Origin of the sequence: Mesorhizobium sp. YL-MeA3-2017 (assembly GCF_030814575.1) — a bacterium.
Lineage (GTDB): Bacteria > Pseudomonadota > Alphaproteobacteria > Rhizobiales > Rhizobiaceae > Mesorhizobium > Mesorhizobium terrae.
On record NZ_JAUSVH010000001.1, the window covers coordinates 2,292,553 to 2,318,395 of the forward strand.

At 61.6% G+C, this 25,843-nt stretch carries 18 protein-coding genes; 6 read left to right on the plus strand and 12 right to left on the minus strand.

The window, feature by feature from the left end; genetic code table 11:
* Window positions 1-2 precede the first annotated feature (2 nt).
* The 4 genes from pstA to QFZ88_RS10780 all read right to left on the minus strand — a co-directional run bounded on the left by pstA (window position 3) and on the right by QFZ88_RS10780 (window position 7,917).
* Entirely contained in the window at window positions 3-1,319 is a 1,317-nt protein-coding gene (gene pstA, locus QFZ88_RS10765) for a phosphate ABC transporter permease PstA (protein WP_024922711.1), read from the minus strand.
* On the minus strand, window positions 1,316-2,773 hold the full coding sequence (gene pstC, locus QFZ88_RS10770) for a phosphate ABC transporter permease subunit PstC (protein ID WP_024922712.1): 1,458 nt from the start codon (window positions 2,771-2,773) through the stop codon (window positions 1,316-1,318). The genes pstA and pstC overlap by 4 nt, the downstream gene beginning before the upstream one ends.
* A 95-nt stretch (window positions 2,774-2,868) precedes the next feature.
* Window positions 2,869-3,897, minus strand: a complete 1,029-nt coding sequence (locus QFZ88_RS10775; protein WP_024922713.1) for a substrate-binding domain-containing protein — start codon at window positions 3,895-3,897, stop codon at window positions 2,869-2,871.
* Window positions 3,898-4,161: 264 nt separating this feature from the next.
* Complete coding sequence (locus QFZ88_RS10780; protein WP_036254586.1) at window positions 4,162-7,917, minus strand: response regulator; 3,756 nt, start codon at window positions 7,915-7,917, stop codon at window positions 4,162-4,164.
* A gap of 728 nt (window positions 7,918-8,645) precedes the next feature.
* Here QFZ88_RS10780 and QFZ88_RS10785 point away from each other — a divergent pair.
* A complete protein-coding gene (locus QFZ88_RS10785; RefSeq protein ID WP_024922715.1) occupies window positions 8,646-9,854 on the plus strand; it encodes a glycosyltransferase family 4 protein in 1,209 nt (402 codons plus the stop codon).
* Between the two features lie 46 nt (window positions 9,855-9,900).
* Window positions 9,901-10,920 carry a glycoside hydrolase family 5 protein gene (locus tag QFZ88_RS10790; protein ID WP_244431190.1) on the plus strand — a complete coding sequence of 340 codons (1,020 nt, stop codon included), beginning with the start codon at window positions 9,901-9,903 and terminating at the stop codon, window positions 10,918-10,920.
* Window positions 10,921-10,934: 14 nt separating this feature from the next.
* Here the strand turns inward: QFZ88_RS10790 and QFZ88_RS10795 are convergent, their stop codons facing one another.
* The gene (locus QFZ88_RS10795; RefSeq protein WP_024922717.1) at window positions 10,935-12,206 is read right to left on the minus strand and encodes a hypothetical protein; all 1,272 of its coding nucleotides are present in this window, start codon (window positions 12,204-12,206) and stop codon (window positions 10,935-10,937) included.
* A gap of 61 nt (window positions 12,207-12,267) precedes the next feature.
* A complete protein-coding gene (locus tag QFZ88_RS10800) occupies window positions 12,268-14,313 on the minus strand; it encodes a GumC family protein (RefSeq protein ID WP_036257102.1) in 2,046 nt (681 codons plus the stop codon).
* A 260-nt stretch (window positions 14,314-14,573) separates the two neighbouring features.
* On the opposite strand from QFZ88_RS10800, the gene QFZ88_RS10805 reads away from it, so the two are divergent.
* The 4 genes from QFZ88_RS10805 (at window position 14,574) to QFZ88_RS10820 (ending at window position 19,375) form a co-directional block, all read left to right on the plus strand.
* The gene (locus QFZ88_RS10805; RefSeq protein WP_051504813.1) at window positions 14,574-14,915 is read left to right on the plus strand and encodes a VanZ family protein; all 342 of its coding nucleotides are present in this window, start codon (window positions 14,574-14,576) and stop codon (window positions 14,913-14,915) included.
* Window positions 14,916-15,038: 123 nt separating this feature from the next.
* On the plus strand, window positions 15,039-15,938 hold the full coding sequence (locus QFZ88_RS10810; RefSeq protein WP_051512159.1) for a glycosyltransferase family 2 protein: 900 nt from the start codon (window positions 15,039-15,041) through the stop codon (window positions 15,936-15,938).
* Between the two features lie 102 nt (window positions 15,939-16,040).
* Window positions 16,041-17,555 (plus strand): oligosaccharide flippase family protein, encoded by a 1,515-nt coding sequence (locus QFZ88_RS10815; protein ID WP_051504815.1) that lies wholly within the window; start codon window positions 16,041-16,043, stop codon window positions 17,553-17,555.
* The gene (locus tag QFZ88_RS10820) at window positions 17,552-19,375 is read left to right on the plus strand and encodes an alpha/beta fold hydrolase (protein WP_036254580.1); all 1,824 of its coding nucleotides are present in this window, start codon (window positions 17,552-17,554) and stop codon (window positions 19,373-19,375) included. The genes QFZ88_RS10815 and QFZ88_RS10820 overlap by 4 nt, the downstream gene beginning before the upstream one ends.
* A gap of 12 nt (window positions 19,376-19,387) precedes the next feature.
* Here QFZ88_RS10820 and QFZ88_RS10825 read toward each other — a convergent pair whose 3' ends face one another.
* The 6 genes from QFZ88_RS10825 to QFZ88_RS10850 all read right to left on the minus strand — a co-directional run bounded on the left by QFZ88_RS10825 (window position 19,388) and on the right by QFZ88_RS10850 (window position 25,782).
* Window positions 19,388-21,844, minus strand: coding sequence for a glycoside hydrolase family 2 protein (locus tag QFZ88_RS10825; protein ID WP_036254615.1), 2,457 nt, complete (start codon window positions 21,842-21,844; stop codon window positions 19,388-19,390).
* A gap of 8 nt (window positions 21,845-21,852) precedes the next feature.
* Window positions 21,853-22,866 (minus strand): DUF1839 family protein, encoded by a 1,014-nt coding sequence (locus tag QFZ88_RS10830; RefSeq protein ID WP_081766823.1) that lies wholly within the window; start codon window positions 22,864-22,866, stop codon window positions 21,853-21,855.
* Complete coding sequence (locus QFZ88_RS10835) at window positions 22,830-23,738, minus strand: amino acid--[acyl-carrier-protein] ligase (RefSeq protein WP_024922723.1); 909 nt, start codon at window positions 23,736-23,738, stop codon at window positions 22,830-22,832. The genes QFZ88_RS10830 and QFZ88_RS10835 overlap by 37 nt, the downstream gene beginning before the upstream one ends.
* 3 nt (window positions 23,739-23,741) lie before the next feature.
* Window positions 23,742-24,914 (minus strand): acyl-CoA dehydrogenase family protein, encoded by a 1,173-nt coding sequence (locus tag QFZ88_RS10840; protein ID WP_024922724.1) that lies wholly within the window; start codon window positions 24,912-24,914, stop codon window positions 23,742-23,744.
* Window positions 24,911-25,174 (minus strand): acyl carrier protein, encoded by a 264-nt coding sequence (locus QFZ88_RS10845; RefSeq protein WP_036254612.1) that lies wholly within the window; start codon window positions 25,172-25,174, stop codon window positions 24,911-24,913. Before QFZ88_RS10845 ends, QFZ88_RS10840 begins: the two co-directional genes overlap by 4 nt.
* Before the next feature lie 122 nt (window positions 25,175-25,296).
* On the minus strand, window positions 25,297-25,782 hold the full coding sequence (locus tag QFZ88_RS10850) for a hypothetical protein (protein WP_024922726.1): 486 nt from the start codon (window positions 25,780-25,782) through the stop codon (window positions 25,297-25,299).
* Between the last annotated feature and the right edge of the window lie 61 nt (window positions 25,783-25,843).

A 25,843-nucleotide genomic window follows, 5' to 3' on the forward strand; every position in this document is an offset into this window, starting at 1 on the left:
TTCTACCAGCGCCGTTCGAAGCGACGCCGGAGCACGATCGCGGTGATGTTCATGGCCATCAAGAAGACCAGAAGGATGATGATGGCGCCCGACATGCGTTCCACGAAGGCGCGCTCGGCCTCATTGGCCCACATATAGATCTGCACCGGCAGCGCCGTCGCCGGATCGAATGGCGTCGTCGGATAATCGGCCACGAAAGCCACCATGCCGATCAGCAGCAGCGGAGCCGTCTCACCCAGCGCGCGTGCCAGGCCGATGATGGTACCGGTGAGGATGCCCGGCGCAGCCAAAGGCAGGACGTGCTGGAAAACCATCTGCATCTTCGAGGCGCCAAGACCGAGAGCAGCCGAGCGGATTGAGGGCGGCACGGCAGCGAGAGCAGCGCGCGTGGCGATGATGATGGTAGGCAACGTCATTAGCGTCAGCACCAGGCCACCGACGAAGGCGGCAGAACGCGGCATGCCGAGGAAATTGACGAAGACAGCGAGGCCTAGAAGGCCGAAAACGATCGACGGCACCGCGGCCAGATTATTGATGTTCACCTCGATCAGATCGGTGAAACGGCCCTTCTTGGCGAATTCTTCGAGGTAGATCGAAGCGGCGACGCCAATGGGCAGCGCAAGCAGCAACACGATCACCATCATGTAGAACGAACCGATGATCGCGACACCGAGACCCGACGTTTCCGGACGGCTGGAGGCGCCGAAGGTAAACAGACCGGTGTTGAAATGCTCGGCCATTGCGCCTTCGGCCTTGAGCTTGTTCATCCATTCGACCTGCTGGTCGGAAACCTTGCGGCGATCTTCCGGAACGCTCAAATCGATCTGGCCTTTGAAAGCCGAGTCGAGGTTGGCGGCGGCAAGGATCTCGACGTTGCGCGTCGTGCCGATCACCGCCGGATCGGAAACGGCGACGTTTCGCAGCTGAACGCGAGCGCCTTCCGACAGAAAGCCTTTCAGCTTCGCCGCCATCGGCTTGTTCTTCGGATCAATGCCGAGCTTCTCCATCAGGGCGCGTTGCGCCAAGACCGGATAATTGGCCGTGACCAGCACGTCTGGATCCGATGCCCGTTTGTTGTCGGGGTCGATGACCTTCTCGTCGAAGGTAATCGGCAGGGTGATCGTCGTTTGCCAGAACGAGGTGTAGCCCTTGCCCACGATCGAAACCAGCATGACCGCCAGGAAGGCCAGGCCGACGAGGATCGCCAACACACCGTAGAGGCGGAAGCGGCGCTCAGCGGCATAACGTTTCTTGAGGCCGATGTCGCGACGTGCCTGGGGAACCGAGGCGGCGACCGTATCCAAGGTGACGTCGGTCATTCGTACTGCTCCCGGTATTTGCGGACGATGTAAAGGGCGACGATGTTCATCACCAGCGTCAGCGCGAACAGCGTGATGCCGAGCGCGAAGGCAACCAGCGTCTGCGGTGAATTGAATTCGAGGTCACCGGTCAACTGGTTGACGATCTTGACCGTGATGGTGGTCATCGCCTCGAACGGATTGAGCGTCAGATTGGCGGCCACACCGGCGGCAAGCACGACGATCATGGTTTCGCCGATGGCGCGCGAGGCGGTGAGCAGGATTGCGCCGACGATGCCCGGCAGCGCCGCCGGCAGGATGACCCGCTTGATCGTTTCCGAGCGCGTCGCGCCAAGACCCAGCGAGCCGTCGCGCATGGCACGCGGCACCGCCGTGATGATGTCGTCGGAGAGCGAAGACACAACCGGGATCAGCATGACACCCATGACGAGGCCGGCGGTCAGGATCGATTGCGCCTGGATAAAGGACGTACCGCCGGCGAGAGCGGCGCTCAAATCACGCAGGAATGGTCCGAGCGTGACGAGCGCGAAGATGCCGTAGACGATGGTCGGGATGCCGGCCAGCAACTCGAGCGACGGCTTGACCGCGGCGCGCACACGCGGCGAAGCGTATTCGGCCATGTAGACAGCCGACATAAGACCGATCGGCACCGCCACCAGCAACGCGACGAAAGCAATATAGAGCGTACCAGCCAACAGCGGGATCAGGCCAAATTGCCCCTCGGAGCCAACAGCACCGGCGGCGGCGAAGCGTGGATCCCACACCGTGCCAAAGAAGAAATTCGAAAGCGGAACCCGATGGAAGAAATTCAGCGTCTGGAACAGCATCGACAGCACGATGCCGATCGTGGTCAGGATGGCGATGGTGGACGCGCCGAGCAGACCCCAAAGCATCAGCCGCTCGACATTGTTGCGGGCTCGAGCCCGCGGCATGACCTGCGAGATCCCATAGGCGGCACCCGCGAGCGACAGCGCAACGGTGGCAACGGCGCCAACCAGTCCCAGCGTATCCTGGACCTTGTTGGCCGCGGCCGCGATCGAGATCATGTAGTCTTGCGTATCGGTGGCCAGGGCAACGCCCTTAGCGGCAAGCGAAGGTCGCAGTTCGGCGAAAGTCGCCGGCAGCGATGCGACCTGTTGCGGGTCCAGCTTGCGCAAGCCGTTGGCGAGGCTCTTGGTCAGGCTGACGGCCAGGGGTTCGCTGGCAACACCGGTCTGCGCCGGCATCTGCGCATGCAGATGGCTATTGAGATAGACGGACGAGCCTATAACCCAAAGCGCCAGAAACAGGGCGGCCGGCAACGTTGCGAGCAGGAATGCCCACCAGCCATGATAGTGGGCTCGCGAATGCGGCTTGACCTTGCCGTCATCCTGGGCTGCCGCTCTCTGCCTTGCGATGATGAAGGCGCCAATTCCGATCGCGACGACGATTGCCAAGACGAGCATGGATGACATGGAGCGGCCTCTGAAAGGTCACGGAAACAGCCGGACCGGGTCCGACTGCAATGACCGGGGCGCGAACTTAAGTCCACGCCCCGGCAGCAGGAAAATTACATCGTCTTTCCAGCGTCGAAGGCTTCGCGCTGGCCCTTGCGCTCGGCTTCCGGAGCCGAAACCAGACCATACTCTGCCAGCGGGCTGTCCGGGCCGATCATCTGGTCGGTCAGGAAGAAGTCGACATATTCCTTGAGGCCGGGAACGACGCCGAGATGCGCCTTCTTCACGTAGAAGAACAGCGGACGCGACACCGGATATTCACCCTTGGCGATGGTCTCGGTCGACGGCGTGATGCCGGAAACGGTGGCCACCTTCAGCTTGTCGGCGTTGTTCTCGTAGAAGGCCAGGCCGAATACGCCGACGCCGGTCTTGTTGGAGTCGATGCGGGCGAGCGTCTCGGTGTAGTCGCCGTCGATGTCGATAGCCTTGCCGTCCTTGCGGATGGCGATGCAGGTCTTGCCGATTTCCTTTTCATCGGTCACGCCAGCAGCCTTCAGAGCTGCCTTGTCGCAACCGGCGTCGAGCAGCTTGGTCTCGAAGACTTCGCGCGTGCCGTGCTTTTCACCCGGAATGTAGGCAGCAATATCCCACGCCGGCAGCTTCGCGTTGACCTGGTTCCACTTGGTGTTCGGATTGTCGACCAGCTTGCCGTCGACGACGATCTTGGCGGCCAAGGCCTTGTAGATGTCGGCCGGAACCAGCGCCCAATCCGGACCCTTGGCGTCGGTTGCGAAGACGATGCCGTCATAGCCGATCTTCACTTCCTGGATTTCCTTCACGCCGGCGTCCTGGCACGACTTGATTTCGTCCTTCTTGATCGGACGCGAGGCATTGGCGATGTCGATGGTGTTCTCGCCGACGCCCTTGCAGAATTCCTTGATGCCGGCGCCCGAACCGCCGGACTCGACCACAGGGGTCTTGAACTTGTTGAAGGTTTCGCCGAACTGCTCGGCAACGATCTTGGCATACGGCAGAACGGTCGACGAACCGGCGACCTGAACCTGGTCGCGCGCGGCGGCGAAGCCAGCCGAAGCGGCGAGCGCGAAGGCAGCGGCCGACGCGGTGAGAAGAGCTTTTTTCATTGGGCCTGCTCCTGTTAGGAAGGTGGTCTCTAGACGCCTTTCCTGCGGCGCCGAGTGAGGCCATAGCGCCCGTTTATTACAGTCGCATGACAGTTTCATGTCACCCTAGTAACGACTGGCAACCGACCACCAAAGCACACACGAACCGTCCCCAGCGGAAAGCAGGGTTCCGCCCGCGAAATCAGCGATTTGCTTGAATTTACCGGCAGCGACAGCCGGCAAATGAAATTTCATTGGAAACACCGGCGTCAAAACGCCGGCTTCTTATCCGGCACTGCGGCGAGCCTCATATGCGCCACCGATCCACCGATCGAGCTTCTCCAGCAGCGCCTTGGGGCTGATCGGCTTCGGCAGATAGTCATCCATACCCGCTTCCAGGCACCGCTCCCTGTCGCCTTTCAGCGCATGCGCAGTGACACCGACGATAGGCACGTGCGTGCCGTTCCCGGCCTCGCGTTTGCGAATTTCGCCCGTTGCCTCCAGCCCGTTCATCTCCGGCATCGAGACATCCATCAGGATCATCCGCGGTCTCAACTCGCTGGCGGCTTCCAGAGCCTTGCGGCCGTTGCCGACGATCTCGAAGCTGTATCCCGTGTCAGCCAGGATCTGGGTAAAGACCAGTTGGTTCACCTCGTTGTCCTCGGCAACGAGGATGTCGAGGCCGCCTTCACTCTTGGTCGCCAAGGGACGAACAGGCGCGATCTGTGGCGCCGGTTCGAGGGCCACGGCAAGCGGCATGGTTGTCCGGGTTGTGAAGCGACCGGTCGCATCGACCTCACTGGGAGGCAGGGCAGCGCTGCGATGGCGCTGAATGGTCGAAACCAGCGCCTCCAGGAGGATCGAAGACCGGGCCGGCTTAATGAGATGAGCCGCGATGGCGAGGTCGCGATAGCTGGCATTGCCGAGTGTCTGGTCGACCGAGGTCAACATGATGATCGGTGTACTGGCGAGACCTTCGGTGTTGCGGATGACACGCGCCACTTCGGCCCCCGTCATGCCCGGCATCTGATAGTCAAGCACCACGCAGTCGACGGGAACGCCATAGGCCGCGGCAGCGGCCAGAACCTTCATCCCTTCCATGCCACTCGCCGCCGCGCAGGCGTCAAACGACCAGGAAGCCATCTGCTCGCTCAGGATGGATCGGTTTACCGCATTGTCGTCGACGATCAGAATCCGGGCGCCCGTCACGTCGATGGGCATCACGCGCTGCCCCTCTGTCTGCTGGGCAACGGGCAACGTCACGGTGAACCAGAAGGTCGAGCCCTTGCCCTCGGCGCTATCCACGCCGATCTCGCCGCCCATCAGCTCGACAAGACGTGAGGTGATCGCGAGCCCTAGTCCCGTTCCCTCGTGACGTCGCGTCGACGACGTGTCGACCTGGCTGAACTTCTCGAAAATCTGGGACAGTTTTTCCGGCGGAATACCGATGCCTGTGTCGGTAACCGAGATGGTCAGCTTGGTGCCGGCGGGCATCCTGTTGCCGGCGACATCCACCAGCACATGGCCTTCGTCGGTGAACTTGACCGCATTGCCGAGCAGATTCGTGACGATCTGCCGGATACGGCCGACGTCGCCGACGAACATGCCATCGAGACCGGGCTGAACGCGCACGATCAGCTCAAGGTCCTTTTCCTTTGCCCGCGTCGAAACGAGGGTTGCGACGTCTTCGATCGCCTCGGCCAAATTGAACGGAGCAGGGTCGAGCACCAACTGCCCGGCGTCGATTTTCGAGAAGTCGAGAATATCGTTGATGATGGTCAGCAACGCATTGCCCGACTTCACGATGATGTCGGTGAAGGTCTTTTGCTTGGCATCCAGATCGGACTTGGCCAGAAGCTCCGCCATGCCGAGCACGCCGTTCATCGGCGTTCGGATTTCGTGGCTCATATTGGCCAGGAATTCCGATTTGGCGCGGTCGGCCAGCACGGCCCGCTGGCGGGCCTCCTTGAGTTCAGCCTCGCGTTCCTTCAATTCGGTTATGTCGGTGGTCGAGCCGATCAGATAGAGCGAGCCGTCGGAGGCGATCATCGCGCCCTTGCGCGCGAACTGGTGCCTGGTTACGCCATCCGCCGCCGTGATCGCTTCCTCGACCTCATGGGTTTCTCCGGTGCGCAGCACCGCCAGATCGCCATCGACGAACGCCTGACCCTCCTCCCCGAAAATCTCGATATCGGTCCGGCCAATCGCATCCTTGCGCGCAACGCCGGTCAACTCGCACCATCCCTTGTTAACGTAGAACAGTTTGAGATCCGAGCGCTTGGCGTAGATGGAGACCGGCACGTTGTCGATGAGAGACCTGAACACCTCGTTTTCGCTCATCGATTCCTGGAGCGCGCGTTCCCGATCCTTCAGTTCGGTGATGTCGACGCGCACCCCGATGAAGGTGCCGTCATCGGTACGCATGTCGAAAGCCTGATACCAGAGGCCATCGGGGTTCTGCCGTTCGAAGCTCGAGCTGCGCAGGCGGCAGCGTGCCATCATGGCATCCAACCAGCGATTGCGATCAACGTCATAGAGCTCGTCGATCTCGGGATCGCCGCTAAGGCGGAAACAGCCATTGGCGTGGCCGAGTTCCAGGGAATCGCGGAAGCTGCGCCCGGTCTGCCAGGCCGGTTGCAGGACCGGGATCGAATCCAGCAGCTTCTTGTTGGCGAAAACGAAACGGTCGTCGCGATCATAGATCAGCACGCCGGTCGGCAACGATTCCAGGACACTGGCGAGATACCGCCGCGCTTCCTCGGCTTCAGCCTCCCGCTTCTTGACCTCCGAAACATCGACGTAGGAAATCAGCCGCTTGCCGCCGGAGAGTTTCGTGACCGAATAGATCATGGTGTGACCGTCGGCTCTGCGGAACTCGCGTGGCGCCACATCACCCGCCTGGATTTCGGCAACGCGCGAGGCTACATAATCCTCCCAATGCTCGTCGGCGATTTCATAGACGCCATTGTAGCGGTTGACATCCATGAGGGCGCGGAACGGACAACCGACGGAAATCTGGTCCGTCGTCACATTCCAGATGTCGTAGAAGGCTCTGTTGATGATCTCGGCATTCATCTGGGCATCGAGGATGATGACGCCCATCGTCATGGAATCGATGGTGCGCTGCAGGTCAGATTCCAGCTCCTGGCCACGCTCGCCGGCAGCCTGCGCCTCGGTACGGCTCGCTTCGAATTCCGTGACGTCCGTGCAGATCGAGATGGTACCGCCCTCGGCCCCTCGCATTTCCCGATGGATGACAATCCGTCCATCGGTAAACCGTAGCGCCGATGTCGACGAAACCGCGTCGCAGCGTCGGTTCAAGACGATGTCACGCCATGCTGCGTGGCTCATCGCCTCCGTATCCCACAGTCCCCGTTCGAGCCCCGTCTCGATCAGCTCATCAAAGCTCAAGCCCTTGCGGATGATGTCGGCAAGGCCGTGGTACATTGCCGGCAAAGCATCATTATAGAGGACCAGTCGGTCCTCCTCGTCGTAATAGCAGACGGCATCGCTCATCGCGTTGAGCGCCGCCATCATGTGATCCATGTGCGCTCCGCGCTCGCCAGCCTCGTCGGTGGCGAGACCTTTGATTTCGTCCACCGCCTCGACGAGGGCCGTGACGTTGCGGGCAACCCCACGATAGCCGCTGAAGCGGCCTTCGGCGTCGAAACGTGGAAAGCCCGACGTCGACACCCAACGGAAGCCGGGGCGGCTGTCTTTCGGCTGATAAACGAAGTCGCTGAACGGACGACGTGCCTCCAGATTTTCCAGATGCGCCGAGGCGCCACGGCTTCCTTTCTGGACCTGGTTGAGAAAATCGAAGCGGAAATGGCCGAGCACCGAGGCAGGGTCAGCGCCGGTCACCGTCCGGTAGCTTTCGGAGAGCCAGGAAAAGCGCAGCTCGGCATCGGTTTCCCAAAGCCAGCCGGAGCCAGCCTCGACAAGGTCTTGCAATGCCTGCCGGGATAGCGCGTCCGTTGCGCCATGTTCTTTTACCGCCGGCGGCTCGTCTGCCCCGACCGCTCCACCTACAATATCCATCCCCGTCAGCCCCCAAAACCAGCCCCCGGCCCCTCCCGAGACCGGCGGCCAAATCTGACAGGGAAGGCTTAACGGGCAATTAACCTTAACAAATCGGAACCGCGCCCTGCACCAAGCGCCCGTGACGATTGCCGGGTTGCGATAGGCTTCTCACGCGAGTAAGCAGGCGCGAAGATGCTTTTGATGCGACGGACACTCCTTGGGATCACGCTTTGCCTGCCGGTGGCGGCAGGGGGATGCGCACGTACGGATGACGGAACCGTGGTGATTCCGCCTTCGATGGACATGAGGCGTGCCTGGCAACGCAACGATCCTGCCGTACAAACCCCGCCCGTGGAAAGCGGCACTCAGGTCTTCCCGACCGGTCCGGAGGCGCAGCCGCTTCCATCGACGAAACCGGCAATATCGCGCAAGAAACCGCGTCGGCATGCACGTACGACCTTATCTCAGCCCGCCTCGCAGCCCGGTGGCCAATCGTCTTCGCCGATTGCTTGTGGACAGGCAAGGCAGGCCGATGGGCGCGTGCATGTCTCCTGCCAATAGGCAGGCTCTCCGCCACTCAAATCTGCCTTCCCTGTCTTGCGATGAGACGCTGCACGTTGCGGTTGGTTTACCAAACCAAGCGTTTGATGACGTTTGGCACTTCATATCTGCCTAAATTAACGCCGCTTTAGTCTGTCGGCGACCCATGTGCTATTCGATAGGCGGCGCCTGCCGCTGCCGTTTGGATAACTGCCATGCCCGCATCGCCCGCCCCCCAATCGCCCAGCCGCGACACCAGCCCATTGGCGGTGCAGGTCGTGCGACAATATCTGCCCAACCGCGGCGGATTGGAGGAGGTCGTTGCCAATCTTTCGACACAGCTTCGCAAACACGGCTACCGCGTGCGTGTCGTCACGCTCGACCGGCGTTTCACGGCGCTCGACGAGACCTTGCCGGCCATCGAGACCATCGACGGTATCGAGGTCGTGCGCATTCCTTTTTCAGGCAGCACACGCTACCCCCTCGCACCACAGGTCTTTCGCCACATCGGCGATGCCGACATCGTGCATGTTCACGCCATCGACTTTTTCTTCGATGCTTTGGCCTGGACACGTCTCTTCCACGGCAAGCCGATGGTCGCCACGACCCATGGCGGCTTCTTTCACACTGAAAAACATGCCGGACTGAAGACGATCTGGTTCAACACCGCTACGCGTCTGTCCGCCCTAGCCTATCGCCGCCTGATCGGCTGCAGCGCCCAGGATACACGCACATTCCAGGCAATCGCCGGAAATCGCGTCATCCAGATCGACAACGGCGTCGATACCCGGAAATTCGCTGACTCCGGCTCGCGGCAAGCCGTTCGCAACATCGTCACGCTCGGCCGTTTCTCGATCAACAAACGGCTGGACAATCTGCTCGATGCCACGCGCAAGCTCGTCGATCATTCCAAGGATTGGCATCTCGACATCGTCGGTGTGCCTGGAGATTTGAGCGAAGCGGAACTGCGGCGAATGATCGCCGAACGCAGCCTCGATAGTCACGTCGATGTCCATATCGGGCTGCCGAACCAGGAGATCCGCAATGTGCTCGGCCGCTGCTCGCTGTTCGCTTCGGCTTCAGACTATGAGGGTTTTGGTCTTGTCGCTGTGGAGGCACTAAGCGCAGGTTTGATGCCCGTGTTGAATGCCAATACGGCTTACAAAGACCTCGCTTCCAGGCACGGCGAAATCAGAATTTGCGACTTTGCCGACAGCGACGCGACCGCGGCAGCGATCGAGGCTGCCTTCGATGTCATCCTTGCCGACACTCAGCGCTATCGCTTGTCCGCCATGCAAGCTGCGTCCGCCTACTCCTGGGATCAGGTCGCCGAACATTATGTCGACGTCTACCGCGAGGTGCTGGGTCGCCACGCGCCCGTGACACGCGCCGTACCGGCGCCCGAACCACGTTAGGTTACAAATGGCCAAGCAACTCCGGCTAACAAAGCGGATCCTGACGATGTTCCTCGCCACGGCAGCCCTTTTGCCCCAGACCGCATCAGCCGGGTGCCTGAGCGGTGTCAACCTGGCCGGTGCCGAGTTCGGCAACGTGCCCGGTGTTTACGGCAAGGACTATGCTTATCCGAGCGCCACGACGATCGGCTATTTCGCCAAAAAAGGTTTCAACGCCGTGCGCCTGCCGTTTCTGTGGGAGCGGCTCCAGCCCGACCTCAACAAGGCTTTCGACGAGACCGAACGGAGCCGGCTGGCCGATACCGTGGCGCAGCTCAAGGGGGCGGGAATGATCGTCATCCTCGATCCGCACAATTATGGACGATACCGGGATGTGGAAATCGGTTCCGACGCTGTCCCGGATACCGCTTTCGCCGATTTGTGGAAGCGCCTGGCAACCGAATATCGCAACGATCCGGCAATCCAGTTCGGATTGATGAACGAACCGCACGACATCGATGTCACGCAATGGCTGACGTCCGCGAACGCAGCGATCGCCGCCATTCGCCAGGCCGGCGCGAACAATCTCGTGCTGGTGCCCGGCACCAACTGGACTGGCGCGCACAGCTGGCAGAACGAAGATCCCAAACAAGCGAACGGCACCGTCATGCTGGGCGTCGTCGACCCCGCCAACAACTACGCCTTCGAGGTTCACCAATATCTCGACAGCAATTTCTCCGGCACGCACAAAACCTGCGATCGGGCAGACGATGCTTTGACGGCACTGAAGGACTTCTCTACCTGGCTGCGCAAGAACGACAAGCGCGGTTTTCTTGGTGAATTCGGGGGCGCCGCCAATCGGACCTGCATGACCGGCATCACGGCGATGACAGCCTTCGTCGATGCCAATTCCGATGTCTGGACGGGCTGGACCTATTGGGCCGGTGGCGATTGGTGGCCGGAGAGCGAGGCGCTGAATATTCAGCCGACCCCAAAAGGGGACCGGCCGCAACTAAAGGCGCTGGAGGCCGCCGGCCGTCTGCCGCCTCGAAAGGGCGCCTGCCCGGCGTTTCAAAAGAAAGGCTGACGCCTTCGGAGACCCTATCGGGCAGCGGCCAACATAGCGTGCCGCGAAGCAAGAGGCTCCGGACGGAGAGGTTTGCCGGATAGGCTGAGGCTACGATAAGAGTTGGAAGTGCCCAGCAGGAACCAGAGCAGAGCGGCGGTCTTGATCGAATAGAACGAGTCGCTGATCAGCATCAGAAGCAGCAGATAGACCATCACCATGCAGTGGAAACGCCAGGCGCGCGCCTCGGCGGCGGGCGCATAGGCGAGCACTGTCCACAGCACCACAAAACCAAAGATGCCAAAAGCGGTAAGCGAATAGGCAAGGCCGGAGTCCGCCGTGAACTGCGTGGTCTGCTCGGTGCCGAGCACGACGGCGGCCGAAAGCTGGGTCAGGATGTGGGCCGTCACCATGAACCGGCCGGTGAGGTCGTTCGCACCGCCACCGGTACCCGTGGTGATGCCATAGGCGGCCAGCACAGCAAGAAGCAGAAACGGCAGCACGCTCCAGGCCAGGCGCGGTATGAAATTGTAGAGGGGGTAGAGCAGTGTAATCAGCACGCAGGTGTAGAGGCCAAACCGGGCATCAGCGAGCGTAATGACAGTCAAGGCCATGAACATCGCAAACCAGCGCCCTTTGAACGCGCGGCCGCGATAGAGTGCCCAGGAGTAGACGATCACGGCGAAATTGCCCATCGACACCGGCTCGAGAAACACCGACGACACGCGATGCTGGCCAAGGAACGGCAGGATGGTGCGCGGTTCGGGGCGAGTGCCGGAAATAAACAAACCTTGCGTCGCACCGAACAGCTGATCAGTCGTTACGGTGCCACGCGCCAGATAATACCCGATCACATTGAAGTAAGAGATGTAGGTGTCGACCGCCAGATATTCGAACAGGCCAGCACCGATCACGATCAGCGCGCTGACCAGGACAAGCCGGTCGCCCAGTTTGGGGTCATGCAGGCGCATGCCCGCGAAATAGAAGGCGATCGGAATAAGGATGTCCCGCACCGGCTTCAGGTTGAGCTGACCGCCGCGCAGTGCAAAAATGAACATCATGTAGCTGACGAAGACACCGAGCAGCAGATACAGCGGCGCGCGGCGGGTCAAAGCCACGATGAAGACGGTGCCGACAATCATCATCTCCGACAACATCACATAGCTGTCGGTGATGTGCATGACCTTGGTGTTCACGAAGCAGAGGAAGAAATTGAACACGAGGGCGGCGATCACGGTGACGATCGCCAAAAGGCGCAACAATGCCGGCGCCGTTTCGCTCGGCAAGGCCGGTTGCGCCAGCGTCATGGCAGACGATGCAGTCCTGCCGCCAGTTGCCGCTAACGCCGCCACGCTGTAGCTCCGCCTCTCACGCGGCTTTCTTTCCGACAACAATGTTACCGATCAGTTTCTCGCGCCACGGCTCGATCTCGCTGACCAGCACCGCCAAATCATTCTTGTGGGTGGAACCGATTTCAGACTGGACGATGATGCCATCGGCATATTTCAGCAGCACCGGCAACAATTCCTGCGCTTCCGTGCCGCAAGCGTCGACGATGAAGAAGGGCGAGGTTTTGGCGGTCGATCGTTCCAGCTCGGACGCCAGTGAAAGCAGCGCTCCCGACCGCTTGGAACTGTTACCGACGCGCTCGTAGACCAGGACGTCCTTCAACGGATGCTGTTCGGCGACTTCACCGACACCACGGGCGTCGCGTTGCCGCAATCCCGTCTCCGGCCGCAACATGCCGTTGAACAGATAGACGTCCTCGCCGAGGCCATGCAGCTGATGGGCGATGCCTGTGGCGGCACGCTCGCTGATCTGCGTCGGATCGGCGGCCACCACCGCGACAACCGTCGGCAACCCGTCTTCGCGGCGAAGTCCAAGCAGACGATTGACCCTGGCTAGGCCAAGTTCAGGCACCAATTTGCCCTTGATCCGAAGCGGCGGATCGCCGGCGCGTCTCAATCGGAAGGCCTGGGCAAGACGTTGGCGCCAACCGGGCTTGCCGCTTTCCACCATGCGGTCAACGGTGGCCAGCATCGGTGCACCGGTCGCAACCATCAGCTCGCGCTCGGAGCGTACGGCACCACTGATCGCATCGCGAAGCACGGCCAGCACGCTGCCTGCGGCCAGGCCGAACAGAACTGCGGCTATGAGCACGATGCTCTTCGGAGCCTGCACCGGTGTCGATGAGGGAATGGCTGCGGAAATGACACGGGAATTGCCTTTGCCGATGTCTTGCTGGCGCCCGAGTTCTTCCGAGCGGGTGAGGAAAGACTGATAGACCGCGTTGATCGAAGCAGCCTCGCTCTCGAGTTGCGCCAGCTTAATACGTGCCTTGCCTTCCTCGCTGTTTGCGCCGGCCTGAGCGTCAAAACGCGTCTGCAGCGAATCCAGATTGGCTTTCGCGCGCTCGGCGTTGGATGCGGCCGTCTTGCGGATGCGTTGCAACTCGTTCTCGATCGTGGTGCGCATGGTCGCGACCTGCGAGCGTACCGCACGCATTTGCGGATGTTCGGAACCCAGGCTGGTGGCCAACTCCGCCTGCCGGTCGAGCAATTGCGCGTAGCGGCTGCGCAGGTCGGTCAGTGTCGCCGACTGCAGGGCCTCTGCGATAGCCCCGGTTTCGACATTGGAGATGTTGAGCTGATTGGCTTGATCAGCGATTGCCTTTTGCTGCTCGGCAACCTGGCGAGCCGCCAGAAGCTGCTGGTTCAGCCCCGCCAGTTGCTGGTCAGTGACCAATCCCTGCTGACCCGTGCTGATCAGCCCGTTCTCGGTGCGGAACTTCTCCGCCACCGCAAGGGCGTCGAGCAGCCGCCGGCGCAAGGCCTCGGTCTGCGCCTGAAGAGCGGTGCTGGTGCGCTGACCGGCATCAGTTTGCGATTGGTCGGAACTGTTTAGGTAGGCTTCCACGACGGCGTTGGCGATCTTGGCCGCCATTTCGCTGTCGCGATGCTTCATCGACACTGTCAGCACCAGTGACTCGCCAGCTTGTTCCACGGTCAGGTTTTTGATCAGCGCATCGACAACCGCGTCGGTACGATCGCCAGTCGTCGCCGGCGGCGCCCCGCCGAACAGGCGCTGCCGAAGCCCGCCGCCCGTCGCTGCAAGATAGGGATCGTCCGTTAGATTGAGGGTCTTGACCACTTCGCGCAGCACGTCGCGCGATTGCAGCACGTAGATCTGACTGCCAACCGACTGCTGCGCGCTGACCTGACCGTTGGCGGAACCGCCAGTGCCAACCACTGAGCCACGATTGAGATCGAGCAGGATTTCGGCCGTCGAACGAAAATAGGGTTTTTGCGTTGCGAGAAAGGCCATAGCCAGGAGTAGGCAGGCCAGCACGGTCAGCACGACATAGTGTGCCCGTCGCTTCAGAATCCCAGGCAGTTGAAAAATGTCTATGTCCATGGAGCGCCCGAGATGAAAGCCGTCACGCCTAGCCCCTGGCTGGCGGCACGACCTGCCCCCATTTCTGCCTCGACGCGGACTGTCGCGTGCGGATTCGCGTGTCTCGACTCTTCCAATTTATGGTTAAGAAACCCCTAAGTCGTCCACCGGAATCTTTAACGCCGCGGCAGGCGGCATGACCCTTTTCAGTATCGAGGCAGCGCATGGCAGCGACTAAAGGCGCGCTTCAAACCGACACGATCTGGTTTTAGCTAGCAGGCATGATTCTCATTTCGCGCCTTGTCTCGGTCTTTCTCCTGTCCCTGATCATTTTCGCGACCCTCTCGCCGATCGGCTTGAGGCCACATCTTGGCGACCCCAATCTGGAACGGGCGGTTGCCTATCTGCTGTTCGGTGCCGCACTCGCACTTGGCTTTCCTCACCATGCCTGGCGAACGACTTTCTTCGTCGTTGGCGTAGCGGTGCTACTCGAAGCATTGCAGCTTATCGACCCCGGTCGTCATGGTCGCTTCAAGGATATGGCGGTCAAAGCCGTGGCCGGCATCCTCGGGGTTTTGATCATCACCATAGCGACGAGGGTCTTGCGTCGTTTGCGAGCCTGAAGAGGTCAAGTTTCGACGATGAAAATGCGTCTTTTCACGGCAATTTAACGCGTCCAGCCCAAGAGTAGTTTGCAATTTCGCGGGATACGCCTGCGGACGAAACCTCATTGCCACAGGGCGCGCATGTCCCGGACCGTTCCGGAAATCCAGACCTCCATGGTTGTCGCCACGCTCGGCCGTTCGCACGAGCTTGAAGGGCTGTTCAACTCGCTGGTTGGGCAAGATCGGGACGATTTCGAGGTGATCGTCGTCGACCAGAATGATGACGACCGGCTGGCACCGGTGCTGATGGCCTTTGCCGGCAAGTTGGAGATCATCCACCTGCGCACTGACAAGCGCGGCGTTTGTCGTGCCCGCAACCTGGGCGCCGCCCGCGCACGTGGGCGCTGGTTGATATTCCCAGATGACGACTGCTGGTATCCGACCGATTTCCTGTCACGCGTCGACGCATTGAGAGCGGCACATCCCGCCGACTTCTATTGCGGTCGTCCTACCGATACGACAGGCCGGACGATCATGGGCGATTTCGCCACCGAGCCAATGCCGATCGAGCGCCCGACCATCTGGACGACGCTGATCGAATGGATGCTGGTGGTCAAGAAACCGGCATTCGACGAGGCGGGCGGCTTCGACATCGCCATCGGCCCCGGCTCCGGAACCCCTTGGGGCGCCTATGAGATCCAGGATCTGGCGCTGAAGCTGCTTGCGACCGATCGGCACGGCTGGTACGACCCGGCCTTCACCGGCCATCATCCGGAAGATCGCGGCGACCAGACCACGCCCGCCGCTGTTGCCAAGATGCGCGTCTATTCCTCCGGTCTGGGTTACGTCATGCGCAAGCACGGTTATCGCTTCGTCGATTACCTGCCGCGTTTGCTGCGCCCTTTGGCCGGCGTCGCCATCTACACGTTCGCGGGCAAACCGGGCATGGCTCGTCGTTCATGGAACATTGTTGCCGGCCGCTGGTTCGGCTGGCGCGCCGCGCCCCGTACGATGACGGCTACCCGCGCCAAAGCTTCTTAAGGTTGTTTGCAACGTGCGCGCAAAACGCGTTCCGACTAATGTATTAACGGGATCGGCGTCTGGCGCGCCGCGAGGTCGGGGGCATCTTTGAGCAGAAGCATTATGTCGAATTCGCTGATCAATGCGGCGGCAGGCATGCTGCTGTTGATCATCGGCTTTGCTTGCTCAGTCATCGTCGCGCGCCTGCTTGGTCCGGCTGCCAACGGCACCGTTGCCTTTGCGCTGTGGATCGCGGCCACCGGCTCGCTGATCGCCGAACTGGGCACCGGCGTCCTGCTCCTGCGGGTCCTGCCGCAACTCGCGGCCAAGGGTGTGACTGCGCGGGAGCGTCGCGGCTTCGCTGCTTATCTGGCTTTACCAGTCCTGCTTTCCACGACACTTCTTGCCGCGCTCTACGCCCTTTTCTGCTGGAAAGGCGGCGGTCTCGAATGGACCGACGCGACAACTGGTGTCGCTGTACTCACCACCGCGCTGTTGTTCATCCAGTCGGTCGGTTCCTTTACCAAGAATTACCTGATCGGCGAAAAGCGGCTTGGCACGTTCTTCGTTTTCACCGCGATCACCTCGGTGCTGCAACTTGGCATCGTTCTCGTCGGAGCATTGTTTGCTGGTGTAGAGGGCGCGCTGCTTGGCTATATCGCCGGCCAGTCGGTCTTCTTCCTCTACACTCTGGGCATCCTTTTCACCCGGCGTAACAAGGCAGGCCAAAGCGCGCGCGCACTCGCCGCGACCTCCCTGCTTGTGTTTTTTGAATTCGTCATCACGGCAATCTTCCTGACGAGGCCGGAGCTCGTCTTCCTCCAGCATTTCCGCACGACGCAGGATGTCGGCTTCTACGCGGTCGCGCTGTCGCTGGCGAACCTTGCGCTGCAACTCCCGGTCCAGCTCACCGGCAGCCTGATCCCCTTCTATGCGGAGCGCCATGAGGCCGATGACGGCGCCGGCGGCACCGACCTCTTTGCCAGCGTGGTGCGCTCTTTCTCCTACATCACCTTTCCATTGTGCTTCGGCCTTGCTGCCGTCGCGATACCGCTTGTCGTTTCCGTCTACGGCACCGCCTTCGAGCCGGCAGGTCTCGTGGTCGCAATCCTGGCGATCGGCTCGCCCGCCTACGTCTTCATCCAGCTCACCACCCAATATCTCTACTCGAAAGACCAGATTAAGGGCCGCCTCGCCATCAGCGGCATCGGCGCGATCCTGATGGTGGCAGGCTGCCTCGTCGCCGTGCCGCTGTGGGGTATCATCGGCGCGTCGACAGTTCGCGGGGTGGTCTTTCTGGCCATGGCCGCGCTCCTGCTCTCTCGCGTAAGGCTGCAGAGCGGCGCCGGCGAATTGATCATGGTCGTGCTCAAGGTCGCATTGGCCGCGATAGTCTGTGGTGTCGCGGCACTCCTGGTCACCCAGGCACTGCACGGCGTTACGGGTATTGCTACCGGCGTTATCGTAGGTGCCATGGCCTACGCGCTGACACTGCGGCTGCTTGCTGCGGTTCCAGGCCAGGATGCGACCGTCATCGACCGGCTTCTTTCACGCCTGCCCGCTGGCATCGGACGAATCGCGAGACTGTTCTTTTCCTTCATCGCCCCTCTCCCTGCCGCGCCGCAGGTGCCGAAATGACGGCGCATTCCACGCCTCTGGAACAACACCAGACAACGGCGCGACAGTCGGCGACAAAACAGCTCTCCGCCGCATTGCCGGTCACCTTCGCCGATACAGTCGGTCTTTATTCTGCCGCCGCGCCAGGATCGGCGCCTCACGACAGTGCGGTCCTCTTCCTCAGCCCTTGGGGTTTCGAGGAGATGTGTACGCGCAAGCTCTGGCGCGATCTCGCCGAGCGCCTGGCAGCGGCTGGTGTTGCCAGCCTGCGCTTCGACTATCCGGGCACCGGAGACGCGCTGGATCGCACGGAATTCGCGGACGGCCTTGCCATCTGGGAGAGAGCGGCACTCGTGGCTGCTGAAGAACTGCGCCGGCTTTCCGGGACCTCCCGGCTTATCCTGATCGGCCATGGCCTCGGCGCAACGCTTGCCGCCCTCGTCGCGCCGCAGCTGAAAGCCCTTGATGGTGTCGCCTTGATGGCGCCGGTCGTCAATGGGCGCATGTATCTGCGGGAGCTCGCCGCCTGGTCGAAGATGGTGGACGAAGGCCTCGGCCTGCGGGATGACCAGCGCATCACCGATCATGTCGCCATAGCCGGCCTAGTCATGCCCGACGAGGTTGCCGCCCATGTCAAAAAGCTGAACATCGAAGCCATCCCCCATCTGCCTGCCCGGCGAATTTTGATGGTGGAGCGGCCGGCACGCGACAAGGATATCGCGCTGTCGGCGCACCTGACGGCACTCGGCGCCGAGGTAACCCGTCAGCCTTATCTGGGCTATGACGATCTTGTCTCGAACCCGACCATCGCCACGCAGCCGCTCACGGTCGCTGGCCAGGTGGTCGACTGGGTGGCCGATGTGGCGGTGCCTCTTGCCCACAAGAGCAGACAAGTCGCCGTTTCGACGCCCGAGCCGCTCGAAGGGCCTGACTTTGTCGAAACGCCGTTGCGTTTTGGCGCGGATGAACGTTTGTTCGGCATACTCTGTCAACCGCGCGGCGAACGGCGCGGCGCAACTGTCGTCTATCTTGGCACCGCCTATGATCGGCAGGCCGGCTGGGCACGCACGGTCACTGAAACCGCGCGCTACCTTGCATCCAACGGCGTCGCGTCACTGCGTTTCGACGCGGCCAATGTCGGCGACAGTCCGCCCGTCATAGGTGCGCCCGAACAAGTGCTCTTTTCCGATCATCAAATCGACGATGTCCGCGCCGCCTTCGACCTGCTGGATGGCATGGCGCTCGGCCTGGCGGTGCTTGCCGGCCGTTGCAGCGGCGCATATCTCGCCTTCCGCAGCGCTGCCGCCGACGAGCGTTGCAAGGCGGCTGTCGTCATCAACCCCTTCACTTTCGTCTGGGACAAGGACGAGGTGGTGGATGATGCGCTGCGCTACAATGCCCGTTCGCTCGAGGACTATAGCCGGCGCATGGTCAGCATGGACACGTTGCGCCGCCTGCGGGCCGGCCGCATCAATGTCCGCCACGCTACAGCCAATATCGCCAAGCAGCTCGCCCGCCGCGTTGCGGGTTCGATGCCGACGACATTCGCATCGCTGTCCAAATACGCTCGTCTCAAGGAGGCAACATATTCGGCGTTTCGGCGTCTCAGCCAAAGACACATGCCGCTTACGCTGATCTACAGCTCCACGGACATAGGTCTCGACCGGTTCCGCTTCTATCTCGGCAGGAAAGGCGAAGGCCTTAAGCGTTATGGCAATGTCTCGGTCGAGATCATTCCCGACGCCGACCACAACATCACGCCAGCGGCAGCCAGGATGATTGTGCGCAAGCACATTCTGGCGGCGGCTCTCAAAGCGAACGAGATACCGCCTACCTTGTAGGTGGAATGCCCGTTAGAACCGCACGGTCGATTTGGCGTTCAACGCGCTGACCTCGCCGGAGGGCTTGGTCGCGCCGGCAAGCGGAACAAGCCGCACCGCCTTGGCTTCTCCCGGCGCCAGATGGAACCAGTTATCGGACGGCCGGAAGCCGGATACGTCGACATGGACCGACTGCGCAAAACGGTCGGTGGATAGCACCAGGGACCAATGTCCCTCCTCTTCTGAAAGCACCGCCGTCAAGATTGCCTCGTGCATGGCAGCGGCGCGACCGAGCGGAAAATGAAACGCCTCGGCAATCAGGCTCTGATCGTCAGCGTCCCGCAGCCTAGCCACGGTGACATTGTGTGCCGGTGGCCCGAAGCGGAAAGCATAGGCGGTGTCGAAGAAGGCACCGAACAGGTCTGTCGCGGGCAATGTAACGCCCTGGCGGGCCCGAACGCCGAGTGTTCTCGCCCCGCGCACCACCGGCTGCGCCCCGTCACGCAGGCAGGCAATCTCGACATTGATCTGACGATCCTTGCCGCCGTCATTGACGACATGCACGTCGACGCCGTTCGTACCCTCGTCGCTCAACACGAGCTGGAGCGGCCGGAAGGCACGCTGCAATGCAAACCAGGCTGGCTTCGGCAGGCCGGTCGCATCGACAACGCCCCAGCCTGCCCCCGGCAACAGATCCTGGAATGTCCAGACCAGCGCCCCGTTGCAAGTCGAACCCGGCCGCCGCCACTCGGCGAAGGTCGCCTCCATCACCTCACCCGTCACTGCCCGCGACAGATCGAGGTAGCGGGCAGTATCCTCGCGTCGCAGCCGCGTCGGATCGACACCGTAGAGCAGGGCCAGATAATGCTCGCGGATATCCTCGAAATCCCATGACGCGTCACGGTCGCGCGGCACGGGCGCCTTCCAGCGCGGATCGTGCACCGCAGGCACCGGCAGGTGCACGTCGAGCGTCTGCTGTTCCGGCACATTGGCGAAGGCCAAGCATTCGGCGGCAAAACGCACACCAGCGCGTCGCGCATCTTCCAGCGGCCGACAATAGGCGCCAACGCCATAATAATGGGTGATGCCTTCATTGGGCGAAAACGGCATGGCCCCGCCACTCGGACTGTTCGGCACATAGGGCACGTCGGGCCTGATCTCAGCGGCGATGGCGGGCAGCAATTCGTCGACAAGCGGCCCGGACCATGCACTCGGCGGCAATCCGAGCATCGCAGCCTGCTGCGCCATTTCGCTGCCGCCGCACAACACCGCCAGCGACGGCGAGGCCGAAATGCCGCGCAGGAACTGTTCCGCTTCCTTTCGCACCAGCGCCGCGAACTCCGCGTCACCCACCGGATAGTCGAAGTTGGCGAACATGAAGTCCTGCCAGACCATGATGCCGAGCTCGTCGCACAATGCGAAGAACTCCAGCGTCTCATAGACCATGGTGCCGCCGACGCGGATCATGTTCATATCGGCATCGGCAGCGAGTTGAAGCAGCGGTGCATAACGATCGCGCTCGCCGGGAAGATCGACGATATCGGCGCTGGTCCAGGCTGCCCCTCGGCAGAAAACCCGCACGCCGTTGACGATCAGCGCGAAGTCTCGCCCGTCGGAACCGCGATCGACGGCAATACGCCTGAAGCCGGTGCGGCCGAGCGATCGGCGCTGGCCGCCACTCTGGATCTCGACATCGTGCAGCGCTGGCATGCCATGCGTGCGCGGCCACCATGCGGCAACGTTCGGGATCGAAAGACTGCCTTCGAAGTGTCCATTCTTGCCTGCAAGTTCGACCGCGCGGCCGGCACATGAAAGGCGAACCGGCTCGACAAGCCCTGGTGCGGTGAAACGAACCGCGAGCTGGCCGGTGCCGTCGTCGTCCAGTGTTGTGGCGATATGAACATCGCGCGGCGTGGCACCATCCTTCCGCGTCAGCCTGACGGGGCGATAGGGTCCTGCAGCATGGATTTCCGGACACCAACCGGGCATGTAGCCAAGCAGGGTCGTGCGGACCAGGCGCAGGCCTGGTGGCGTAATCATCTGCGGTCGCCAGCGCGCACGCGGACCGCGTTTGTCGAGATGCGGGGCCAGCGCCCGAAAGCAGAGGGCGAGACTGTCCTTGCCTGTCAATGCGACAGCTAATTCGTGTTCAATGAACATCGAATTGGAGGTCAGCACCGCATCGCCGTTCCAATACACCTCGGCAATCGTTGCGAGACCATCGAAATGCAGTATCGCAGTGCCCGGTTGTTCCCCGGTGAGGTAAAGAAAATACCAAGCGTCGGATATGTTGAGCGGTCTTGGCGCAGTCCGGTCGAATTGACCCGCTCTTTCCAACGCACCGGCGACGGTGCCGGGTACCGGCGCCTTGTACGTCTGAATAGCCGCGATATCCGCCGGCGGCTCACTCCAGGCACCGGCCGCTGTCAGCGTCATGCGCCAGCTTTGATCGAGAATGCGGCCGCTCGCGGCCGGAGTGCGCGCGCTCACCGCCTCGCTCAATCCAGTCGCCCGGCCAGGTCGCGCATCAGGGCGTCCCACGCCTCAGCGGCAGGATCGAGCGCGGTAGCCAGCGGTTCGAACTTGCGTCGCGCCACGGCGCGCGCCACCTGGAACTGCGTTGCCTTGGCGACCTCGGAGATGCGCCGGGCATGGCCAGCGGCTTCGACCAACGAACCGTCCGGACGCAGCCAATCGAGGTGGCTGGCGGCCAGTTCGAAATTAGCGCCGAGCTGACGCAGCGTGTTGAACGCATATTTGTGGAAGAAGTCGAACGGCCGCTCCGCCACCTTCTCGACCTGGCTGGGGAACAGCTTTGCGAAGGCCGCAACCGGATTGTCGGTCGGCCGCCGCGCGAAATGCTGCTTGGCCAGCCGCTCTGCCTCGGAACGCAGATGGCCCGGCGTAGGCTGTTGCGCCGGGAATTTGACGAACTCGGTATAGGGCAGGAACGGCAATTCCTCGGGCCCGTCCTTCATGTGGAACAACCCGTCGAAATCATCGCCCTCGAGCCGGAAGAAACCGGCATTGTGGAAATAGTCGATGCTACGACCGGCAACGTCGAGCCGATTGATCGCGACCGTCGTCTTGCCATGTTCGCCATGATAGCCGACGCCATGCGTGTCGGGCATGTAGAAGCTGTCCATCTCGACCAGGCAAAGCCGGCCGCGCCGCAATTGTTCGGCGACATGTGTCTCGACCCGGTCGTAGATCGCGAGTTCCGTGCTGCGAATGCCGTAAAGTGCCTCGAGGTCTTCCAATGGCACCTTGAAGAAGGTGAACTGGTCGCCTTCGAAATCCTGCATGAGCGTGAAACCCAGCATCGCCTCCGGTTCGCTGCCGAAGGCATGTAGCGTTTCGATCCACAGATCGACATAACAGTTGGTTTCCGGCCACATGCGCTCCGGCTGATGCAGCGCATGCGGCTTGTAAGTATCGGGGCCGAGCCCGCTAAAGATCGTCGGCAGCGCCAAGGTCAGAACCCGAGCGTCTTGCGAACCGGGTTCGGCCATTTATCGATGTCCAGCCCGTGATGGTGGAGCAGTGCCAGCGCAATGCGCTCCAGCCCGAAACCGACACAGGCGGAGTGGGCGACTTCGCCGCCCGCCGTGCTGATCTCCCAGCCCTTGCCGAAATGATCCTGATGATAGTTGAAGCTCATGCAGGCCGTCGGTTTGGTCGTCGACGTGATCGGGATCAACAGCTCGAACTTGAGGTTCTGGTCGCGTTGATTGTTCTTCATCATGCGTCCGGCACGGCCGAAGAACGGATCGTTGGCGACGTCGATCTCGACAGGCAGGCCGACAGAGGCCATCAGCGCCTTGCCACGCTCCATCCAGTCGTTGCGAAAGGCCATCACCTGGTCGGGCGTACCCATGCGCACATATTCGCGCATACGAAACAGCTGCATGCGGGCCGGATCGTTGGAAGGTTCGTGCCGGAAGCAGTAGGACTGCAGATCGAACAGCCCGCCGCCCTCGGGCAGCGCTCCGCGCTTGGCCACCGTTGGATAAAGCGGATAACAGGCCGCAGGCGTCAGCACGATATCGGTGCCCGCCTGGCCCTTTGTCCAGTCGTCACCGGCCTCCATGCACTGAAGCAGGTTCATGTGGTCGAGTTCGTTGCCGCAGAACGAATGCACCGTGCCAGCAAGCTGCGGGAAACTTTTCATGTAACCGCTGCCCTCGAAATGCGCGCGGTTCATGCCAGGCGGGAAGCGGATCGGCTCAGCTCCGTCGCCACTGCCGATCGTGTCGATCAGCGCCTCGAAACGGGTGATGATATTCTCGAAACGACCGCTACGGCCATAAAGGCCCTCGACGCCGGTTTCGATGAGCAGGCCGGTCTCGAACAGTCTGTCGAGAAGCGAGGTTTGCTGATCCATGACCTACCCCATCAGGCTGGTGTCCTGCTTGTGGACAAGCAGGAGGTTCGACGTGTTGCCGAGAATACGGTCGTTGGAGATCATCAATTGCGCCGAATGCGCGTCGCGCAGATGGCGGCCGAGGCTGTAGGGCGTACCGTTCTTGTAGCCAAGAATGCCGCACACCAGCATGGCGTGGTTGATGATGGTCAGGATGGTCTCCGAGGAGCCGATCTTCACATTGTTCATCGCCACCGCGAAACCGATGGAAGACAGGCGATCGTGGTCGGCCTTCGCGGCCTCGAATTCGCGCAGGCCCGCAATGATGTTGGACTTCAGAAGCTGCAGCAGGCTGGACGCTTCGGCCAGACGCAACGCGCCGGGCGGAGGCGCGCCGGGGCTCTTGCGGGCCGCTGCACGCACGAAGCTTTGGGCACGGGCCATGGCGTTGACCGCGATGCCGTACCAGACGGCGCTCCACAAAAGATGCGAGGTCGCCAGCATCGACTGCGCCGCGATCTCCGCGAAGGGCTTCGGCAATATCTGCATCGCCGGCGCATCGCCCTTGAACAGATAACCGTCCGAGCAGGTACCGCGCATGCCGAGCGTATCCCAAACCTGGGTGCGTTCCAGCGTGTACTGGTCCTTTGCGAACACCGTCATCACCTGGTCGGTGGAAGCAGCCTCCGCATTGGCGCGCGAGGTGATCAGGATGGCGTCGGCATATTCGCCGTACGAGATGACGGTAGCATCTTTCTGCAGATGGCAGTCGGCGCCGTTCACCTCGATGGCGCAGATGCTGTTGCGCAGATTGCCGCCGATGCCGCCTTCCGTGGTGGCCGAGGCAAGCAACAGCTGGTCGTCGACGACGCGGCGCATGAATGCCAGGTGCCAGTCGCTCTCTGAGCCATGCGACACCAGGCTCGAAAGCTTGATGTGGTGCATGGCAAAGACCATCGCCGCCGAGGCGCAGGACTGGCCGATGAGCGAGCAGATTTCGGCGACGTCCGAGACCGTCGCGTCCTCGCCGCCGAGACCGCCTGAGATCTGGATGGACAACAGCCGCTCAAGCCGCATGGCATCGACCGCCTCGCGCGGAAACCGGCTCTTGGCGTCGACATCGTCGGCGTGGACGGCAGCAATCGCCGCGACACGGGCGGCGCGTTCACTAAGGGTGGTGCCAGCCGGCGCGTTCATTCTCCCGCCGGAGCCCCGTTGAGAATTCCTTCCACCGCCGCGGCAATCGCCTCGACGCTCTGGAAAGTCTTGCGGTTGAGCAGCGAGTCTGGAAACTCGAGATCAAAAGCCTCTTCAAGCGCAAGCATGATCTGAACTGAGGCGAAAGAGGACAAGCCCGCAGCATAGAGATCCGACTGGTCGCCCAGCGTCTCCACACCGCCTGGCAAACCGCCACGCGCCGCCAGAATTTCACGAATTTTAGATTTTACATCGCCCACGATACTCACCCGCCGGATAGAAAATAAGAACCAGCCCTGTGCCTGCTGTATATTAGCTGCAATAAAATCGCATGAACGGAGATGGATAATAGCCAGTAAACTGGACCTGTCGTGACCAGCGGTCAAACTGTGAAGGACCAGAACAGGCAGGCCAGTGTCGCGACCGCGAAGATAACCAGGAACAGGCTGCGCAGGAGCACATTGCGCCGCAGTTCGTTCATCACCAAGTGGCAGCCGACCACCGCCGCAACGAACAGGAAACGCCAGTTCCACAGAGCCCACAACGCGCTGCTCTGACCGAAGGCCCAGCGAGCCGCTAGAGAGCCGACGATGCTGGCAAACAGCACCACCACCGCCCACACGACGATGTCGGCGGCGTTGAGCAGCACCAGGCTGGCGGCACGCAGCGGCAGCACCATCATCATCATCGCCGAAAAAAAGTAGAGCGCGGCAAGCGGCAGGAAGGTCGAGGCATTGGCAATGTCGTCCAGCCGCTTCACGCCAACGGCCCCGAATGGATAGCCGTGCTGCGCGACAGCGAAACTCAACGCCATCAGCACAGCGGAAAAAACGGCGACCAGCGCGAATGACGTGACGATCTTGCTCATGGTTCTCACCCCTACGAATCGAACGAGAACGATTTTAGCTCGATGTCGTAAACCGCCGGTA

Coding starts and splice junctions, on each gene's coding strand:
- QFZ88_RS10850 (WP_024922726.1), bottom strand. CDS start 25,782: ATGAGCAAGATCGTCACGTCATTCGCGCTGGTCGCCGTTTTTTCCGCT.
- QFZ88_RS10775 (WP_024922713.1), bottom strand. CDS start 3,897: ATGAAAAAAGCTCTTCTCACCGCGTCGGCCGCTGCCTTCGCGCTCGCC.
- QFZ88_RS10800 (WP_036257102.1), bottom strand. CDS start 14,313: ATGGACATAGACATTTTTCAACTGCCTGGGATTCTGAAGCGACGGGCA.
- pstA (WP_024922711.1), bottom strand. CDS start 1,319: ATGACCGACGTCACCTTGGATACGGTCGCCGCCTCGGTTCCCCAGGCA.
- QFZ88_RS10840 (WP_024922724.1), bottom strand. CDS start 24,914: ATGAACGCGCCGGCTGGCACCACCCTTAGTGAACGCGCCGCCCGTGTC.
- QFZ88_RS10835 (WP_024922723.1), bottom strand. CDS start 23,738: ATGGATCAGCAAACCTCGCTTCTCGACAGACTGTTCGAGACCGGCCTG.
- QFZ88_RS10815 (WP_051504815.1), top strand. CDS start 16,041: ATGTCGAATTCGCTGATCAATGCGGCGGCAGGCATGCTGCTGTTGATC.
- QFZ88_RS10820 (WP_036254580.1), top strand. CDS start 17,552: ATGACGGCGCATTCCACGCCTCTGGAACAACACCAGACAACGGCGCGA.
- QFZ88_RS10790 (WP_244431190.1), top strand. CDS start 9,901: ATGTTCCTCGCCACGGCAGCCCTTTTGCCCCAGACCGCATCAGCCGGG.
- QFZ88_RS10805 (WP_051504813.1), top strand. CDS start 14,574: ATGATTCTCATTTCGCGCCTTGTCTCGGTCTTTCTCCTGTCCCTGATC.
- QFZ88_RS10780 (WP_036254586.1), bottom strand. CDS start 7,917: ATGGATATTGTAGGTGGAGCGGTCGGGGCAGACGAGCCGCCGGCGGTA.
- QFZ88_RS10795 (WP_024922717.1), bottom strand. CDS start 12,206: ATGACGCTGGCGCAACCGGCCTTGCCGAGCGAAACGGCGCCGGCATTG.
- QFZ88_RS10810 (WP_051512159.1), top strand. CDS start 15,039: ATGTCCCGGACCGTTCCGGAAATCCAGACCTCCATGGTTGTCGCCACG.
- pstC (WP_024922712.1), bottom strand. CDS start 2,773: ATGTCATCCATGCTCGTCTTGGCAATCGTCGTCGCGATCGGAATTGGC.
- QFZ88_RS10830 (WP_081766823.1), bottom strand. CDS start 22,866: ATGGCCGAACCCGGTTCGCAAGACGCTCGGGTTCTGACCTTGGCGCTG.